Below are 16086 nucleotides of genomic sequence, written 5' to 3'. Positions count from 1 at the left end.
GCCCCTTCGCCGACGGCGCCAGGGTGGGCGCTCAGCGCTCGTCGGGGCGCCGCTGCCGCTTGCGCCGGTACATGTCGCGGTCGGCGGCGTGCAGCAGTTCCTCCGGAGAGGCCCGCGGGTCCGAGGTGGTGGCGTACCCGACGCTGCCGGAGAGGTCGACCGGGTCGCCCGCCTGCGTGGTGGACCGGGCGTTGAGCCGCTGCACCACCCGGTCGTGCAGCGCCTCGGCCGCCGCCAGGTCCGGTAGCAGGCTGAGCACCACGAACTCGTCGCCGCCGTAGCGCGCCACGGTGTCCCCGGCCCGCACCGCGCCCTCCAGCCCGCGGGCGGCGGCGATCAGGAGCTCATCGCCCACGGCGTGCCCGTAGCGGTCGTTGACCGGTTTGAGGCCGTCGAGATCGGCCAGCAGCACCACCAGCACGCCGTGCCCGGAGGCGAGCTGCTGGAGGCTGTGGTCCAGCCGGTCGGCCAGCAGCGCCCGGTTGGCCAGTCCGGTCAACGGGTCGTGCAGCGCGAGGTGGGCGAGGTGGGCGTCGACCAGCCGCTGCTCGCCGATGTCCTCGTACTGGCTGACCACGAAGGCGGGGCGGCCGTCGGCGCCGGGGACCGCGGTGGCGCGGATCAGGACCCAGATCGGGTGGCCGTCCTTGTGCCGGTAGCGCTTCTCCACGGTGGCGCTGTCCAGGCCCTCCGTCATCAGGGCGGACAGCGCCGCGAGGCCCTGGGACTCGTCGTCCTCGTAGGTGACCTCGTCGAAGCCCATCCCCACCATCTCCTCGTGGGTGTACCCGAGCATCGAGCAGAGCGCGTCGTTGACCTCGATCCAGTTGCCCTTGACGTCGAGCACCGCCATCCCGATCGGGGCGTTGGCGAAGCTGCGCGCCCACAGCAGTTCGGTCTCCCGGCGCACGGTGATGTCCTGGATCTGGGAGAGGAAGTAGATCGGCTCGCCGTCCTCGTCGCGGACGAACGTGCGCGACACCAGGGCCCACAGGACGGTGCCGTCGGCGCGGAGGTAGCGCTTCTCCAGCAGTCCGCGCGACTCGGTGGGGCCCTCGGGGTCGATGTCGTCCGGGTAGGTGACGTCGCGGTAGTCCCGACCGCAGAGCTCGTCGCAGGTGTAGCCGAGCATCCGGCACATGGCTTCGTTGACGTACAGGTACACGCCCTGCAAGTCGAGGATCGCCATCGCGGCAGCAGCCTGGTCGAACACGCTCTGCCACGGCACCCGGTCGGCGAAGTCGGGCTCCGAGGCTGCCATGAGAACCGCACCATAGCGCTCGGGCGCGGAGGTCGCAGCGCAGCCGGGCGCGCGTCGCCCGGAAGGCCCGGCACCGGGCTTTCCGTCCACTGTGCTCCCCGACCCCGCCGGTGCACTACGCTCGCGACGGTGCGCAACGGGCGGTGGCGGAAGTGACGGCGGGCGGGGCGGCGGGGCGCCCGGCGGACTCGGTGGGCCGCGCCGTCGAGCAGATCCGCCGGATGATGCGCTCCCACGAGCTGCTGCCCGGCCAGCCGCTGCGCCAGGAGGCCCTCGCCGAACGGCTGGGCGTGAGCCGGGTACCGGTGCGCGAGGCGCTCAAGGCGCTGGAGGCCGAAGGCGTGGTCCGGCACCGCCCCAACGTCGGCTACGCGGTGACCCGGTTCTCCGCCGAGGAGCTGCGGCAGGCCTACCTGATGCGGACGGCGCTGGAGGCGGCCGTGCTGCGCGAGCTGCCCCGGCCGGGCGCCGATGCGCTCGCCGAGCTCAGCGCGCTCAACGACCGGATCGCCGAAGCCGCGCAGGCGGTGGACGTGCAGCGGATGATCGCGCTCAACCACGACTTCCACTTCGCGATCTTCCGCAGTTCGGGCCTGCACCTGATCGTCGACGAGATCGAGCGGATCTGGAAGATGACCGAGGTGTACCGGGTGGTGTACCTCTACGACGAGGCGGCCCGCAAGCGCGTGGTGCGCGAACACCGCCAGCTCATCGGCGCGCTGCGGCGCGGCCGGACCGAACGCGCGATCGAGATCATGGACGCCCACCGCGACGCCACCCGCGTCGATCTCGGTGCCGCACCGGGATTCCCCGCCGCGCCGGCGGACTGACCCCGGCTCCCGCGCGCCACCCGGGCTCGGCCCGGATTGCATTCACTTTTGCATGGACTTCCGCCGCCGTGACGTGCTTCACTCCCGGCGGAGGACGTCTGCGGAAGGGATGCCGGGAGATGGCCGATCTGGAGTACACCGCGGCGGACGGCGTGGGCACCATCCTGCTCAACCGCCCCGCCCGCAAGAACGCCTTCACGCTGGAGATGATCGACGACTGGGCCGCCGCGATCCGGTCGGCGCGGTTCGACCCCGAGGTCCGGGTGCTGGTCCTCACCGGAGCTCCGGGCGCCTTCTGCTCGGGGGTGGACCTGGCCGACTTCACCTCCGGCGACAAGACCGTGCTGGACCACAAGCAGGTGCTCACCGAACGCATTCACCAGGTCCCGCTGGCGTTGGAGGACTTCGACAAGCCGGTGCTCGCCGCGGTCGGCGGGGTCGCCGTCGGCGCGGGCATGGACATGGCGCTGATGTGCGACATCCGCTTCGCCGGGGAATCGGCCCGGTTCTCCGAGGGCTACATCAAGGTCGGCCTGGTGCCCGGCGACGGCGGCTGCTACTACCTGCCCCGGCTGGTCGGCACCGCCAAGGCCCTCGAACTGCTGTGGACGGGCGACTTCATCGACGCCCGGACCGCGGTGGAGCTCGGCATCGCCAGCTACCGCTACCCCGACGACGAGCTGCTGGAGCGGACCTACGCGTTCGCCCGCAGGCTCGCCGACGCACCACCGGTGGCGGTCCGGGCCATCAAGCGCACCGTCATGCAGTCGGCGCGCACCGACCTGCGCACCTCCCTGGATCTGATCTCCTCGCACATGGCCGTGGTGCAGTCCACCGACGACTCCGCGGAGGCGATGGCGGCGTTCCGGGACAAGCGCACGCCGACCTTCCGGGGCCGGTGAGGCCGTCGTGGACACCGCGCTCGACAGCGTGCTGCGCCCCCGCTCGGTCGCCGTCGTCGGCGCCTCGCCGCGCTCGGCGATGGCCGCCCGGCTCACCGAACACCTGCGCGGCTTCAGCGGCCCGGTCTACCCGATAAACCCGCGTCACCGGGAGATCGCGGGCCTGCCCTGCTACCCGTCGCTGGCAGCGCTGCCCGGGCCGGTGGACCTGGTGCTGGTGCTGGTGCCCGCCGCGGGCGTGCCCGCCGTCGTCGAGGCGGCGGGCCGGGCCGGGGCCGGAGCCGTGGTGGTGCTGTCCTCCGGGTTCGCCGAGACCGGGGAGTCGGGGCGGGCGGCCCAGGAGGAGCTGGTGGCGTTGGCCCGCCACCACGGCGTGCGCGTGCTGGGCCCGAACTGCCAGGGGCTGATCCACCGCCCCACCGGGCTGACGGCGACCTTCACCGCGGCGGCCTCGGCGGCGAGCCCGGCCGACTCCGGCATCGCCTACGTCGGGCAGAGCGGCGCGCTGGGCGGCAGCTTCCTCGGCCTGGCCCGGGACCGGGGCGTCGGGCTCACCGCGTGGCTCAGCGTCGGCAACCAGGCCGACGTCACCGCCACCGAGGCGGCCGGGGCGCTGCTGGCCGATCCGCACGTGCGGGTGCTGGCGTGCTACTTGGAGGAACTTCCCGACGGCGCGGAGTGGGCGGCGCTGCTCGACCGCGCGGCCGGGACGGGCACGCGGGTCGCGGTGCTGCGCTCCGGCCGCTCGGCCACCGGCCGGCGCGCGGTCGCCTCGCACACCGGGGCGATGGTGCGCGCGGGCACCGCTTTCGACCTGCTCACCGCGCGGTCCGGGGCGGTGCGGGTCGACGACCTCGACGAGCTGCTGGACGCCTCGGTGGCGCTGACCGCCGCCGCGCGGCCCGCAGGCGGCCGGATCGGCGTCGTCACCAGCTCCGGCGGCGCGGGCGGGCTCGCCGCCGACCACGCCGAGTCGGCCGGGTTCGCGCTGCCCGCCTTGGCCGCGCCGACGCGGGACCGGCTGCGACGCCTCATCCCGGACTTCGGCAGCACGGCCAACCCGGTCGACGTCACCGCGCAGGTGATCAACGACGCCGGGCAGCTCGGCGCGGTCTGCGAAGCGGTCGCCGACGACGCCGACGTCGACGCGGTGCTGGTCGTGCTCACCACCCTCGGCGGCCGGGCCGCGGTGGAGATCGCGGAATCGGTGCGCACCGCCGCCGGGCGCACCGGCAAGCCCTACGCGGTCGCCTGGCTGTACTCGCACGAGGAGATCGCGCCCGCCGCCGCGGCGCTGCGGCAGGTCGGCATCCCGGTCGTCGGGACCACCGCGGCGGCGCTGCGGCTGCTCGCCCGACTGCTGCCCGCCGACACCGGACGTCCCGCGGCCACCGGGGCGCCGCGCGGGGCGGCTCCCCTGTTGGCCGCCGCGCGCACCGAGGCGGCGGGCGGGGCGCTGCTGGACGCGCTCGGGATCGCCCGGCCGCGCGGCGCGCTGGTCACCGACCCGGCGACGGCCGCCGACGCGGCCCGGGAGCTCGGCGAGCAGGTTGTGCTCAAGGTCCAGTCCGCGGACCTCGCGCACAAGAGCGAGGTCGGCGGGGTGCTGGTCGGGGTGCCCGCGGGCGAGGCCGCCGCGACGGCCCGGGCGATGCTCGCCGCCGTCACCGACGCCGCGCCCACCGCCGCCCTCGACGGCGTGCTGGTCCAGGAACTGCTGCCCCGCGGGGTGGAACTGCTGGTGTCCGTGCGCGGCGCGGAGCACGGCTACCCGCCGCTGGTCACCGTGGCGTGGGGCGGCACCGCCACCGAACTGCACCGCGACGTGGTCTCCGCGCTCGGCCCGGTGGACCCGGCGGGGGCCACCGCGCTGCTGCGGCGGCTGCGCTGCTGGCCGCTGCTGGCCGGGCACCGGGGGCGGCCAGGCCACGACGTCGCTGCCGCCGCGGCGGCGGTCGCCGCGCTCTCCAACGCCGGGCAGGCGCTCGAACCCGGCGCCGAGGTCGAGATCAACCCGCTCGTCGTGCACCGCGGCGGCGCGGTCGCCGCCGACCTCGTCGCCTCCGGCCCCCGGGAGCAACCACGAGCGGAACGGTGCGGAGGCGGGGCCGCGACGAACGAGAGGAGGCGGTGTCGTGACGGCACCGGAGGAGCTTCGCGGCCAGGTCCGGGAACTGTGCCGGACCTGGCGGGACGCGGAGCGCTACCGGCCGCGCCCGGACGCCTGGTTGCGGTCCTTCGACCTCGAGTTCAGCCGGGAACTGGCCGCGCGCGGCTGGATCGGGATGACCTGGCCGCGCGAGGTGGGCGGGGCCGGGCGGTCCCACCTCGCCCGCCTGGTGGTCACCGAGGAGCTGCTGCGGGCCGGCGCACCGGTCGCCGCGCACTGGATCGGCGACCGGCAGATCGGGCCCTCCATCCTCCGGCACGGCACGCCCCGGCTGCGCGCCGAGATCCTGCCCGGCATCGTCGCCGCCGACCACGTCTTCTGCCTGGGCATGTCCGAACCGGACGCGGGCTCGGACCTGGCCGCCGTGCGCACCACCGCCGCTCCCGTCGACGGCGGCTGGTCGGTGACCGGGCGCAAGATCTGGACCAGCCACGCCCACCGGGCCACGCACGCCTACCTGCTGGCCCGCACCGGGCGCGAGGCGGACAAGCACGCCGGGCTCACCGAGTTCGTGGTCGACATGTCCGCGCCCGGGGTCGCGGTCTCGCCGATCGTCGACATGGCGGGATCGCACCACTTCAACGAGGTGATCTTCGACGAGGTCTTCGTCCCCGGGCACCGGGTCATCGGCGAGGTCGGCCAGGGCTGGCGGCAGGTCACCGAGCAGCTCGCGCACGAGCGCGGCGGGCCGGAACGGGTGCTGTCCACCTACCCGGTGCTGGCCGGGCTCCTGGAGACCGCCGACGACACGGCGGCCGCCGAGATCGGCGAGCTGATCGCCCGGCTGGCCGGGCTCCGCGCGCTGTGCGTGCGGGTGGCCGAGGAGCTCGACGCGGGCCGCGCCCCGGTGCGGGCCGCCGCCACGCTGAAGTACCTCGGCACCGCCTTCGAGCGCGACGTGCTGGACGTCGCCCGCCGCGCCGCGGGCGGTGATCCGGTGGCCCCGGACGACCCGCTGGGCGAGGCGCTGCTGGCCTCGCCCGGCTTCGGCATCCGGGGTGGTGCCTCCGAAGTGCTGCTGTCCCTGCTCGCCAAGGAGGAGGCCCGCCGATGAGCGAGCGGAACCCCCTGATCGCCGACGTCGCCGCCGACGTGCTGGGCGGCATCACGGAGCAGGCGCCGGAAGGTGCGGTGCACCCGGTGTGGCCCACCCTGGTCGAGCTGGGCTGGCCGCAGGTGGGCGTGCCGGAGGACGCGGGCGGGGCCGGCGGCTCGCTGGGCGACCTGGTGGAGCTGATCAGCGCCACCGCCGCCAGCGGCGTCTCGGTCCCGCTGGTGGACGCGGCGCTGTCCCACTGGCTGCTGGGCGAGCGCTGCTCGGGACTGGTCGTCGCGGTGGAATCGCTGCGGGCGGTGCCCTGGGGGCGGCACGCCGACCGCGTCCTGCTCCGGCCCGCCGACGGCCCGGCGCGGTTCGTGGACCCGGCAGCCGCCGAGGTGGTGCCGGGACTGGACCTGGCGGGCGCCCCGCGCGACGAGATCCGCCCGGGTCCGGACGCCTGCTCCCCCGCACCGGAGGTCGCACCGCACCGGGCGGTGCGCGCCCGCGCGGGGGTGCTCAACGCGGCCGCGCTGCTGGGCGCCGCGCGCGGTGCCTACGAGCTCACCCGGCGGCACGTCACCGAACGCGAGCAGTTCGGCCGTCCGCTGGTGGCGATCAAGGCGGTGGCGAGCGGGCTGGCCGAGATGCAGGTCCGGTTGGTGGCGGTGGCGGCCGTCGTCGACCGCGCCGTGGCGGCGCACGAGCGGGGCACCGCCGAGGAGGCGTTCGCGGCGACCGCGGCGGCCCGGATCACCGCCGCGGGCGCGGCCACCGACGTCGCCGCGGCGGCGCACCAGTTGCACGGCGCGATGGGCGTGACCCGCGAGCATCCGCTGCACCACCGGACGCGCAAGTTGTGGGCGTGGCGCGACGACGCGGGCAGCGAGTGGGAGTGGTCGCTGCGGCTGGGCCGGGAAGCCCTGGCGGCGGGCGAGATCGGGGTGTGGGAGCGGTTGACCGGCCCCGGGTGAGCACCGCGTCGCCCGCATCGGGGAGCGACGGTCGTTGCCGCCCGGCCCAGCCCGTATCCTGGGATCGTGGCAACGGAATCCGCGTCCCCCACCGCCATCCCGCGCGGCCGAGGCGGGGATGCGCTGACGGTCGCCGCGCGGGAGATCTTCGCCGAACGCGGGTACCACGGCACGTCCATCCGGGACATCGCCAAGCGCGCCGGGTTGAGCCTGTCGGCGCTGTACTACTGGCACTCCAGCAAGCAGGAGCTGTTCGTCGGGCTCATCGAGGACAGCGTCAACGACTACTTCCAGACCTGCGACACCGCGCTGCGCTCCTGCGGCGACGATCCGGCGGAGCGGTTGGCCGCGATCGTCCGGGCCACGGTGGACTACCGGGTGCGGCGCCGGGTGGAGAGCACCATCGCCGCGCGCGAGATCCGCAACCTGGAACAGCCGCACGCGCAACGGCTCGCCGACCTGCGGGAGTCGGCCACCCGGTTGTTCCAGGAGATCATCGACGAGGGCATCGCGCGGGGCGTGTTCGGCTGCGCCCACGCCACCGACGCGCGGCGGGCCATCCAGGCCTCCTGCAACGCGATCTCGCAGTGGTACGACCCGGACGGTGACGTGAACCCCGCCGAGCTGGCCGATCGCTACGTCGCCATCGCCGAGCGGATCGTCGGGCTCACCCGCTGAAGTTCCGCCGCGCGCGGGTTCAGGGCGGGGGCGCGATCGCCCCGGTCAGGTCCACCGGGACGTCGACGTGGCGCGCCCGCAGGTACTCCCCGACCGCCTTGCCGATCGGGTCGACCCGCAGGTTGCTCGACCCGCCGGTGCCCAGCAGCCCGCGCAGCACGAAGTGCACGGCGCGCAGCTCGGGGAACTCGTGGCGGACCACCTCGACATCGGCGGCCTCGGGCATCAGGCGGCGCAACCCCGCGGTGCTGAGCAGGTCGCGCAACCACGGCCAGGCGCGCGGATCCGGCACCCACAGCCCGACGTTGCTGTTGCCGCCCTTGTCACCGCTGCGGGCGTGCGCGAGCGCGCCCAGCGGCAGGCGGCGGGTCGGCCCCGGCGACGGCGGGCCGGGTTCCGGGTGCACCGGCTGGGCCTGCTCGGCGGTGGCCGCCGGCGGCGGGACGCCCAGCCGCTCGCCGCCGTCGAGCACCACCCGGTGCGGCACGGCCTCGACCGCGAGCAGCGCGGGCCAGTAGTCGATCCGCGGCCGGGCGGTGCTCGCCTGCCGGGCGGCGGTGTCGGTGTAGAAGCCGGGGATGCTGGACAGGAAGAGCCCGCCGAGCCCTTGGACGAGGTCGTCGAGCGGTTCGGGATCGGGCCCGGCCGCCATCACCCGGATCTGCGCGGTGGCTTCCCACTGCGTCCGGGGGTCCACCGCGGGGACGCCCAACGCGGTGACGTCGACCTCGACGTCGGGCCGCTCGCCGAGCAGCGCCGCCACCTGCGCCCGGACCAGGGCGACCTTCTCCTCGACCGCCAGCCCGGTCGCGTAGAGGGTGTGCACGACCTGGTGGCCGATCGGGGCGAACGCGGCGACCTTCGTGGTCGGCGGCGGCGGTGACCCGGTGACCCCGGACAGCTCCACCCGGTCGGGTCCGATCGTGCGCAGCCGCACCGTATCGAGGTGCGCGGTGACGTCGGGGTTGAGGTACCTCGGTCCCTGGATCTCGTAGACGAGCTGGGCGGTCACCGTGTCGGCGGTGACCATCCCGCCGTGCCCGGTGTGCTTGGTGATGACCGCGGTGCCGTCCGCGGCGATCTCGGCGACCGGGAACCCCGGTTCGACCGCGCCCGGGACCGCCGTGAAGCCGGAGAAGTTGCCCCCGGTGGCGTGCGGCCCGCATTCGATGACGTGCCCGGCGACGACCGCGGCGGCCAGCCGGTCCCAGTCCGCCGGGTCCCACCCGTGCCACCAGGCCGCCGGGCCCGCGGTGAGCGAGGCGTCGGTGACCCGGCCGCAGACCACGACGTCGGCGCCCGCGCGCAGCGCCGCGGCGATCCCCCACCCGCCCAGGTAGGCGTTCGCCGCGATCGGCCGCACGCCCCAATCCGACAGCGGCGCACCGGTGTCGAGGTGGGCCAGCGCGTGCCCGTCGGCCCGCAGCCGGTCGAGCTCCGGCAGCACGTCGTCGCCTTCCACGTGCGCCACCCGCAACCGCACGCCCCGCGCCGCGGCCAGCGCGCGGACGGCCTCGGCCAGCCCCGCGGGGTGGAAGCCGCCCGCGTTGGCCACCACCCGGCAGCCCCGCTCGGCCACCGCGCCGAGCTGCGGCCCGAGCTGGTCGAGGAAGTACTCCACGTACCCCTTCGACGGGTCGGCGCGGTGGCGGGAGGCCAGCATCGCGAGGGTGAACTCGGCGAGGTAGTCGCCGACCAGCACGTCGACCGGATCACCGGCCAGCACGTCGGCGAGGGCGCTGCGCCGGTCGCCCAGGTAGCCGGAGAAGTTGCCGATGCGCACCGGCCGCCGCGTCACCGCGCACCGCCGGTGAGGCCGAGCTCCTCGACGGCCCGCCACGCGGCCTCGGCCTGCCGCCGCTCCCGCGCGTCCTCGCCCCGCGCGGTGTAGCCGTCGTCGCCCATCACCCCGGCCTGGTAGCGGGCCCGGACCCCGGCGGTGATGCACGCCGAGCGCCAGCGCTGGAACGCCACGTAGTAGGGCAGGTCGGTGACGTCGCGGCCGGTCAGCTCGACGTAGCGGTCCACCAGCTCCCGCCTGCGGGGGAAGCCCGGTTCGACGGTCGGTCCCGGGGTGGTCGGCGGGGCGGCGTCGTCCGGTTCGGCCCACGAGGAGATCAGCCAGCCCAGGTCGGCGAGCGGTTCGCCGAGGGTGGCCAGTTCCCAGTCGAAGACCGCCAGCACCGCGCCGTCGGCGGCGAAGGACAGGTTCCCGGGCCGGAAGTCGCCGTGCACGATGCCGTTGGTCTGCTCCGGCACGCCGGAGGCCAGCGCGTCGTGCACCGCGTCGAGCAGCGCGAGGTCCGGCGCCCCGGACTGGTGCACCTGGCGCCGCCACCGCCGGAGCTGCCGGTGCAGGTAGCCGTCCCGGCGGGCGGCGTCCCCGAGCCCCACCGCGTCCGGATCGACCCGGTGCAACGCCGCGAGGGAGTCCACCACCGCGAACCCCGCGGCGCGGCGGGCCTCCGGCGGGAAGGGCCGGGCCGCCTCGGCGTCGACGAGCACGGTGCCGTCGACGTAGCCCATCACGTAGAACTCCGCGCCGGTGACCGCCGCGTCGGCGCAGTAGGCCAGCGGTTCCGGGACCGGGACCGGGGTGCCGGCCAGCGCCGAGATGAACCGCCACTCGCGGCCCATGTCGTGCGCGGTGCTGAGCACTCCTCCGGTGGGCGGGCGGCGCAGCGCCCGCACCGACCCCGCCGCGTCGGTGAGCCGGTAGGTGAGGTTGGACCGGCCGCCGGAGATCAGCGCGAACTCCACCGGGGGCACCAGGTCCGGCACGTGCTCGGCCAGCCAGCGGGTCACCGCCACCGGCTCGATCCCGCGCAGTTCCATCTCAACTCCTCGCGACGGCATCGGTGATCTGCTCGCGCAACCGGCGCTTGAGCACCTTGCCGGTGGTGGTCCGGGGCAGCTCCCCGGCGTGGAAGACGACGTGCGCGGGCACCTTGAACGCGGCCAGCCGCTGCCCGACGTGCGCGCGCAGCGCCGCGGCGTCGACGTCGGACCCGGAGCGCGCGGTCACCACCGCCACCACCTCCTCGCCGAGCTCGCGGTGCGGCACGCCCACGACGGCGGCGTCCACCACGTCGGGGTGCTCGAACAGCGCGGCCTCCACCTCGGCGCAGTAGACGTTCTCCCCGCCGCGGATCACCACGTCCTTCATCCGGTCGACCACGTGCACCCAGCCGTCCTGGACGTGGCCGAGGTCGCCGGTGCGGAACCAGCCGTCGACGAACGCAGCCGCGGTCGCCTCGGGGTTGTTCCAGTAGCCGCGGACCACGTTGGGCCCCCGGAACCACAGCTCGCCGATCTCCCCGTCGGCGACGTCGGCACCGGTGGCGGGGTCGACGATCCGCAGGTCCGTGCCGGGGGCGCAGCGCCCGACGCTGTCCGGCCGCTCCTGGTAGGCCTGCCCCGCATTGCTCACCACGGCCGAGGTGGTCTCGGTGAGCCCGTAGCCGTTGGCCGCCGAGGTCACCGGGCCCAGCGCGCCCACCCGCCGCACCAGGTCCGGCGGGATCGGCGCGCCGCCCATGTTGACGCCCTCCAGCCGGGACAGGTCGGCGCCGTGCTCCACGAGGTCGCGCACCACCGTCGGCACGCCCGCCACCGTGGTCAGCGCTTCCCGCTCGATCAGCTCGGCCGCCTCCGCCCGGTCCCAGCGGTACATCGTCGCGATCTTGACCCCGGCGAGGGTGGCGAAGCACAGCGTGGTGAGCCCGGCGATGTGGAAGATCGGGAAGGTCAGCAGCGCGCCCGCCGGGGGATCGTCCGGACCGGCCGGGGGCGGGAACTCCCCGCCGTTGGCCAGGGCGGCCCCGACCCGGCGGGCCACCACCGTGTTGAGCACGTTGGTGCAGTGGTTGCGGTGCGTGCCGACGGCGCCCTTGGGGCGTCCGGTGGTGCCCGAGGTGTAGAGGATGGTGGCGTCGTCGTCGGGACCGATCGCCACCTCCGGCAGCGCGGCGTCGCCGGGCAGTGACGCCAGCAGCTCGTCCCAGGCGCGCACGCCGCGCCGCGACCCGCCGCCGCGCACCTCCACCACCGGCACGTCGGTGTCCAGCAGCGCGGTCCGCTCGGCGTCGGCGAAGATCAGCCGGGCACCGCAGTCCTCGATGCCGAAGCGCAGTTCGGCGGCGCTCCACCAGGCGTTGAGCGGCACCGCGATCAACCCGGCGGCCTGCACCGCCCAGAAGATCGGCGCCCACTCCGGGTAGTTGCGCATCGCGATCGCCACCCGGTCCCCGGAACCGAGGCCGTACTCCTCGCGCAAGCACCGGGCCAGTCCCGCCACGCGGCGGAAGTGCTCGCCGAAGGTGCACCGGTCCGAATCGCCGTAGACCAGGAAGTCCCGGTCCCCGTACCCCGCGCTGAAGGCGACCACGTCGCGCAGGGTTTCGAGCGGTCCGCCGTACACCCGCATCGGGATGCCCCGGATCTCGCGTTCGACGATCGCGAACTCCCCGCCCGGACCGGTGAGCTCGTCGACCAGCCGTTGCCGCTGTTCCTCCGACACCGCGCTTCCTCCCCTCCGGTTCATGCCTGGTGCTGGAGCGCCAGCCCCGGCCTCGGCCACCGCACCGCGTAGAGCAGCCCGCGGCCCGACGAGGTGAGGTAGGCCGTGCGCAGGTCGGGGCCGCCGAAGCAGATGTTGGTGACGTGGAAGTCGTGCTCGGGCACCCCGACCACCTCCAGCAGCTCCCCCGCCGGGGACAGCACGCTGATCGCACCGGTGCCCAGCGTGGCCACGCAGACGTTGCCCGCGCCGTCCACCGCGAGCGAGTCCAGCAGCTGGTAGCCGTCGAAGCCGTGCAGCAGCGCCGCGCCCGCCGGTCCGCGGCCGGTCCGGCGCAGCAGGCCCGGCCCCGCCACGTCCCAGTACCAGACCCGGCCGGTGGAGGTCTCGGCGACGTAGACCCGCGAGCCGTCCGGCGCGAGCCCGACGCCGTTGGGCTCGGTCAGCGGATGGGCGATCTCGGCGATCCGGGACCCGTCCGGCAGCGCGTAGTACAGCCCGCCCCGGTCGGTCTCGCGCTCCCGGCGCTTGCCGAGGTCGGTGAAGTAGAAGCCGCCGTGGGCGTCGAAGACGAGGTCGTTGGGGCCGCGCAGGCCGCGGCCGTCGACCTCGGTGTAGAGGTCGGTGACCGCGCCGTCGGCGGTGACCCGCTGGATCCGGCCGCCGATGTAGTCGGCGGGCTGGTGCCCCGGCACCATCCGGCCCCCGATGTCGAGCCACTCGAAGCCGCCGTTGTTGCACACGTAGACCGCGCCGTCGGGGCCGATGGCCGCACCGTTGGGACCGCCGCCGCACTCGGCGACCACCGACACCGTCCCGTCGGGCGCCACCCGCGACAGCGTGCCGCGCTTGATCTCCACCAGCAGGACGGAGCCGTCGGACATCGCGATCGGACCTTCGGGGAACAGCAGGCCGGACGCGATCAGGTGGACCTCGGTCATGACGTTCCTCCCTGCCGTGGGTCGGTCCCGTGCCGCGGGTTGGCCACCGCGAGGCGGTCGAGCACCGACCGCCACACCGCCTCGGCCACCCGCGGGTCCTCGGCGCGCACCTCGCCGCGCCGGATCGCCCCGGCCAGCGCCGCGGTGCCCGGGAAACCCAGCGCGGCCAACCGGTCCCGGTGCGCGGCGTCCGGTCCGGCCCCGTGCCGCAGCTCCCGCTCGACGACGGCGAGCGCGTTGGCCGCGACCCGGCTCTGGAACCGGAGGTGGCCGCGCTGGCCGGGCAGCACCTCGTCGCGGAGGAACCCGGCCACCGCCGCGACGAGGTCGGCCGCCGAGGGACTGCCGTGCAGCTCGGCGCGCGCATCCGGTACCGCCTCCGGGGCCGGGGCGGGCCGGGGGAGGGCGAGCTCCTCCAGCAGGTCGTGCTCCTGCTCGCACACCCGGCGGCCGATCGCCGCGAGCTCCACCGAGGGTTGCGCCCCGCTGAGGTGGCGTTCGGCCTGCGCCCGGCAGATCACGCCCCACCGGGCGGTGCCGAACACCTCCCACCAGCGCAGCGCCGCCGGGTCCGGCCGCCGCCCGGCGACCTCGGCGTAGCCGTCGAGCAGCTCGTCGCGGGTGCCGAAACCGCCTGCCGGGGAAGCGGATCCGAACCGCCACGCCTTGACGCACAACCAGCCCAGGTCCTCCACCGGATCGCCGAGGTGCACCAGTTCCCAGTCCAGCACGGCCCGCAGCCCGGTGCGGTCGACGAGGAGGTTGCCGGTGCGGAAGTCGCCGTGCACCACCGCGGGTTCCGGTGCGGGCGGGCGGTGCTCGCGCAACCAGCGGAAGGCGATCTCCACGGCGGGCAGCGGTTCGCCCAGCGCGTCGTAGTCGGCGATCAGCCGCTCCAGCGGGTCCTCGGTGGACAGACCGGGCACCGCCTCCGGCGGGATGCGGTGCACCAGCGCGGCCTGCCTGCCGAGCTCGCGCGCCAGCCCGCGGCGGGCGTCGGCGTACTCCTCGTCGCGCAGCAGGCGGCGCGCGATGCTCTCCCCGCCGACCTTCCCGGTGATCAGGTACGGCGCCCCCAGCACGCCCGGATCGGTGCCGTGGTCGACCATCTCGGGGACGGCGACCCCGGACCGGGCCGCCGCGGCCAGCGCCGCGGCCTCCCGGGCCATGCCCTCGGGCCGGGGTGCGCGCACCGGATCGCGGCGCAGCACCAGCTCCCGGGCACCATCCGCGCCCTCGGGGCGCGCGGCGAACAACCAGGTCTCCCGGCTGGCCCCGCCGCTGGCCCGCTCCAGCCCGGTGACCCGCACCGGGGCGCCGAGCACCCGGTGCAGCCGCGCCCCCAGCGACCGCGCCAGCTCGTCCGGATCGTCGGCGTTCATCGGCCACCGGTGCGGTGGGGCCCCGCGAACCCGAACAGGTAACCGGCCACCTTGCGCATCTGGATCTCCTCGGAACCCTCGGTGATCCGGTAGCGGCGGTGGTGGCGGTAGATGTGCTCGAACGGCGTGTGCCGGGTGTAGCCGAGTCCACCGTGGACCTGCATCGCGCGGTCCGCCGCCTCGCAGGCCAGCCGGTTGGCCCGGTAGTTGCACATGGACACCCGGTCGCTGATCTCCGCGTGCGGGGTGCGGTCGAGTTCCCAGGCGGTCTTGCGCACCAGGCCGCCTACCAGCTCGACGTCGGTCCGCAGTTCCACCAGCGGCCACTGCACCGCCTGCCTGCGGGCCAGCGGCTGCCCGAAGGTGACCCGCTCGCGGGCGTAGGCGACGCTGCGGTCGATGCAGTGCCGGGCCACGCCGACGCCGGAGGCCGCCTGGCGGATCCGGTTCTCGTGCACGAAGTGCTGCGCCAGCTCCAGCCCGCCGCCGATCTCGCCGAACACCGCCTCGGCGGGCACCCGGACGTCGCGCAGGGTCACCTCGGCGTGGTCGGTGGGCATGTTGAAGGTCCACCAGTGGAAGTCCACCGAGAAGCCCGCGGCGTCGGTGGGCACCAGGAACGCGGTGATGCCCCGCGCGTCGCCGGGTCGGCCGGAGGTCCGGGCGAACACGATGTCGTGCGTGGCCGAGTGCATCCCGGAGTTGAACCGCTTGACGCCGTTGAGCACCCAGTCGGTGCCGCGGCGCTGCGCGGTTGTCTCCAGCCAGGTCGCGTCGCTGCCGTGGTCGGGCTCGGTGAGGCCGAAGGCGATCCGCCGGGTGCGCGAGAGCACGCCTTCGACGAACTCCGCGCGCTGGGCGTCGGTGCCGAAGGCCAGCAGCATGTGCACCACCGGGAAGTTGCCCACCACGGAGGATTCGTTCTGCAGGTCGTTGTGCAGCCCGAGGCCCCGCGCCGCGAGGTGATCGCGGATCACCGCCATGTCGAGGTTCCCGCCACCGCAGCCCCCGACCGATTCGGGGAGCCCGTAGCGCAGCCAGCCCGCCGCGTCGGCGCGCCGGAACATCTCGCCGAGCAGTTCCTCCCACTCCCGGCTGGGCGTGCCGCCCGCCTCGACGTCGGTGCGGGCGAATTCCCTGCGGTGGTCGAAGAACCGTTGGTTGTCGTCCTGCTCCTGCAAGGGACGGATCTCGGCTTCGATGAAGGCGTCGAGCCGTTCCAGCCGGTGCACGAGTGCGGTCGGAAGCTCGAAGTCCACGTGGACCTCCCCTAAACGCTCGTTCAGTGACCTTAGACACGTCAGCTCGGCGAGCACAAGGGTGCGGATGGTGCCCGGGTGCGGCTTGACGCACCGGGCGCCTCGCCTTAGCGTGCGCGAATCCCCCGCCG

General features: G+C 75.0%; 12 protein-coding genes and 1 pseudogene. 6 read left to right on the top strand and 7 right to left on the bottom strand.

Features of this window, described 5'->3' with window-relative positions:
* Nucleotides 1-31 precede the first annotated feature (31 nt).
* Nucleotides 32-1261, bottom strand: a complete 1230-nt coding sequence (locus ACQP0T_RS13160; protein WP_433873338.1) for a PAS domain S-box protein — start codon at nt 1259-1261, stop codon at nt 32-34.
* A 143-nt stretch (nt 1262-1404) separates the two neighbouring features.
* On the opposite strand from ACQP0T_RS13160, the gene ACQP0T_RS13155 reads away from it, so the two are divergent.
* The 6 genes and pseudogenes from ACQP0T_RS13155 (at nt 1405) to ACQP0T_RS13130 (ending at nt 7854) form a co-directional block, all read left to right on the top strand.
* Nucleotides 1405-2091: a GntR family transcriptional regulator gene (locus tag ACQP0T_RS13155; protein ID WP_433873336.1), complete on the top strand. Its 687-nt coding sequence runs from the start codon at nt 1405-1407 to the stop codon at nt 2089-2091.
* Nucleotides 2092-2210: 119 nt separating this feature from the next.
* Nucleotides 2211-2993: an enoyl-CoA hydratase/isomerase family protein gene (locus ACQP0T_RS13150; RefSeq protein WP_345366643.1), complete on the top strand. Its 783-nt coding sequence runs from the start codon at nt 2211-2213 to the stop codon at nt 2991-2993.
* Between the two features lie 79 nt (nt 2994-3072).
* A pseudogene (locus tag ACQP0T_RS13145) lies at nt 3073-4989 on the top strand (acetate--CoA ligase family protein); the annotation flags it as partial.
* A 139-nt stretch (nt 4990-5128) separates the two neighbouring features.
* Nucleotides 5129-6217: an acyl-CoA dehydrogenase family protein gene (locus ACQP0T_RS13140; protein WP_433873334.1), complete on the top strand. Its 1089-nt coding sequence runs from the start codon at nt 5129-5131 to the stop codon at nt 6215-6217.
* The gene (locus ACQP0T_RS13135; RefSeq protein WP_433873332.1) at nt 6214-7176 is read left to right on the top strand and encodes an acyl-CoA dehydrogenase family protein; all 963 of its coding nucleotides are present in this window, start codon (nt 6214-6216) and stop codon (nt 7174-7176) included. Before ACQP0T_RS13140 ends, ACQP0T_RS13135 begins: the two co-directional genes overlap by 4 nt.
* A gap of 66 nt (nt 7177-7242) precedes the next feature.
* Nucleotides 7243-7854 (top strand): TetR/AcrR family transcriptional regulator, encoded by a 612-nt coding sequence (locus ACQP0T_RS13130; protein ID WP_433873330.1) that lies wholly within the window; start codon nt 7243-7245, stop codon nt 7852-7854.
* A 19-nt stretch (nt 7855-7873) separates the two neighbouring features.
* Here ACQP0T_RS13130 and ACQP0T_RS13125 read toward each other — a convergent pair whose 3' ends face one another.
* Genes ACQP0T_RS13125 through ACQP0T_RS13100 form a run of 6 tightly spaced genes read right to left on the bottom strand, consistent with a single transcriptional unit; the run spans nt 7874 to nt 15955 of the window.
* On the bottom strand, nt 7874-9652 hold the full coding sequence (locus tag ACQP0T_RS13125) for an acyclic terpene utilization AtuA family protein (RefSeq protein ID WP_433873328.1): 1779 nt from the start codon (nt 9650-9652) through the stop codon (nt 7874-7876).
* Nucleotides 9649-10689, bottom strand: coding sequence for a phosphotransferase family protein (locus tag ACQP0T_RS13120; protein ID WP_433873326.1), 1041 nt, complete (start codon nt 10687-10689; stop codon nt 9649-9651). The genes ACQP0T_RS13125 and ACQP0T_RS13120 overlap by 4 nt, the downstream gene beginning before the upstream one ends.
* Nucleotide 10690: 1 nt before the next feature.
* Nucleotides 10691-12373, bottom strand: a complete 1683-nt coding sequence (locus ACQP0T_RS13115) for a class I adenylate-forming enzyme family protein (RefSeq protein ID WP_433873324.1) — start codon at nt 12371-12373, stop codon at nt 10691-10693.
* A 20-nt stretch (nt 12374-12393) separates the two neighbouring features.
* Nucleotides 12394-13314, bottom strand: coding sequence for an SMP-30/gluconolactonase/LRE family protein (locus tag ACQP0T_RS13110; RefSeq protein WP_433873322.1), 921 nt, complete (start codon nt 13312-13314; stop codon nt 12394-12396).
* On the bottom strand, nt 13311-14696 hold the full coding sequence (locus ACQP0T_RS13105) for a phosphotransferase family protein (protein WP_433873320.1): 1386 nt from the start codon (nt 14694-14696) through the stop codon (nt 13311-13313). Before ACQP0T_RS13105 ends, ACQP0T_RS13110 begins: the two co-directional genes overlap by 4 nt.
* Entirely contained in the window at nt 14693-15955 is a 1263-nt protein-coding gene (locus tag ACQP0T_RS13100) for an acyl-CoA dehydrogenase family protein (protein WP_369774872.1), read from the bottom strand. Before ACQP0T_RS13100 ends, ACQP0T_RS13105 begins: the two co-directional genes overlap by 4 nt.
* Nucleotides 15956-16086 lie beyond the last annotated feature (131 nt).

This window comes from Saccharopolyspora sp. CA-218241, from assembly GCF_050954615.1.
In the GTDB taxonomy this organism is placed as follows: Bacteria; Actinomycetota; Actinomycetes; order Mycobacteriales; family Pseudonocardiaceae; genus Saccharopolyspora; species Saccharopolyspora cebuensis.
This window is presented reverse-complemented; position numbering and strand designations above follow the sequence as displayed.

Bases quoted from the DNA above. Each gene is read 5' to 3' on its own strand.
- ACQP0T_RS13160 (WP_433873338.1), bottom strand. From the start codon at position 1,261: ATGGCAGCCTCGGAGCCCGACTTCGCCGACCGGGTGCCGTGGCAGAGC.
- ACQP0T_RS13150 (WP_345366643.1), top strand. From the start codon at position 2,211: ATGGCCGATCTGGAGTACACCGCGGCGGACGGCGTGGGCACCATCCTG.
- ACQP0T_RS13135 (WP_433873332.1), top strand. From the start codon at position 6,214: ATGAGCGAGCGGAACCCCCTGATCGCCGACGTCGCCGCCGACGTGCTG.
- ACQP0T_RS13120 (WP_433873326.1), bottom strand. From the start codon at position 10,689: ATGGAACTGCGCGGGATCGAGCCGGTGGCGGTGACCCGCTGGCTGGCC.
- ACQP0T_RS13110 (WP_433873322.1), bottom strand. From the start codon at position 13,314: ATGACCGAGGTCCACCTGATCGCGTCCGGCCTGCTGTTCCCCGAAGGT.
- ACQP0T_RS13105 (WP_433873320.1), bottom strand. From the start codon at position 14,696: ATGAACGCCGACGATCCGGACGAGCTGGCGCGGTCGCTGGGGGCGCGG.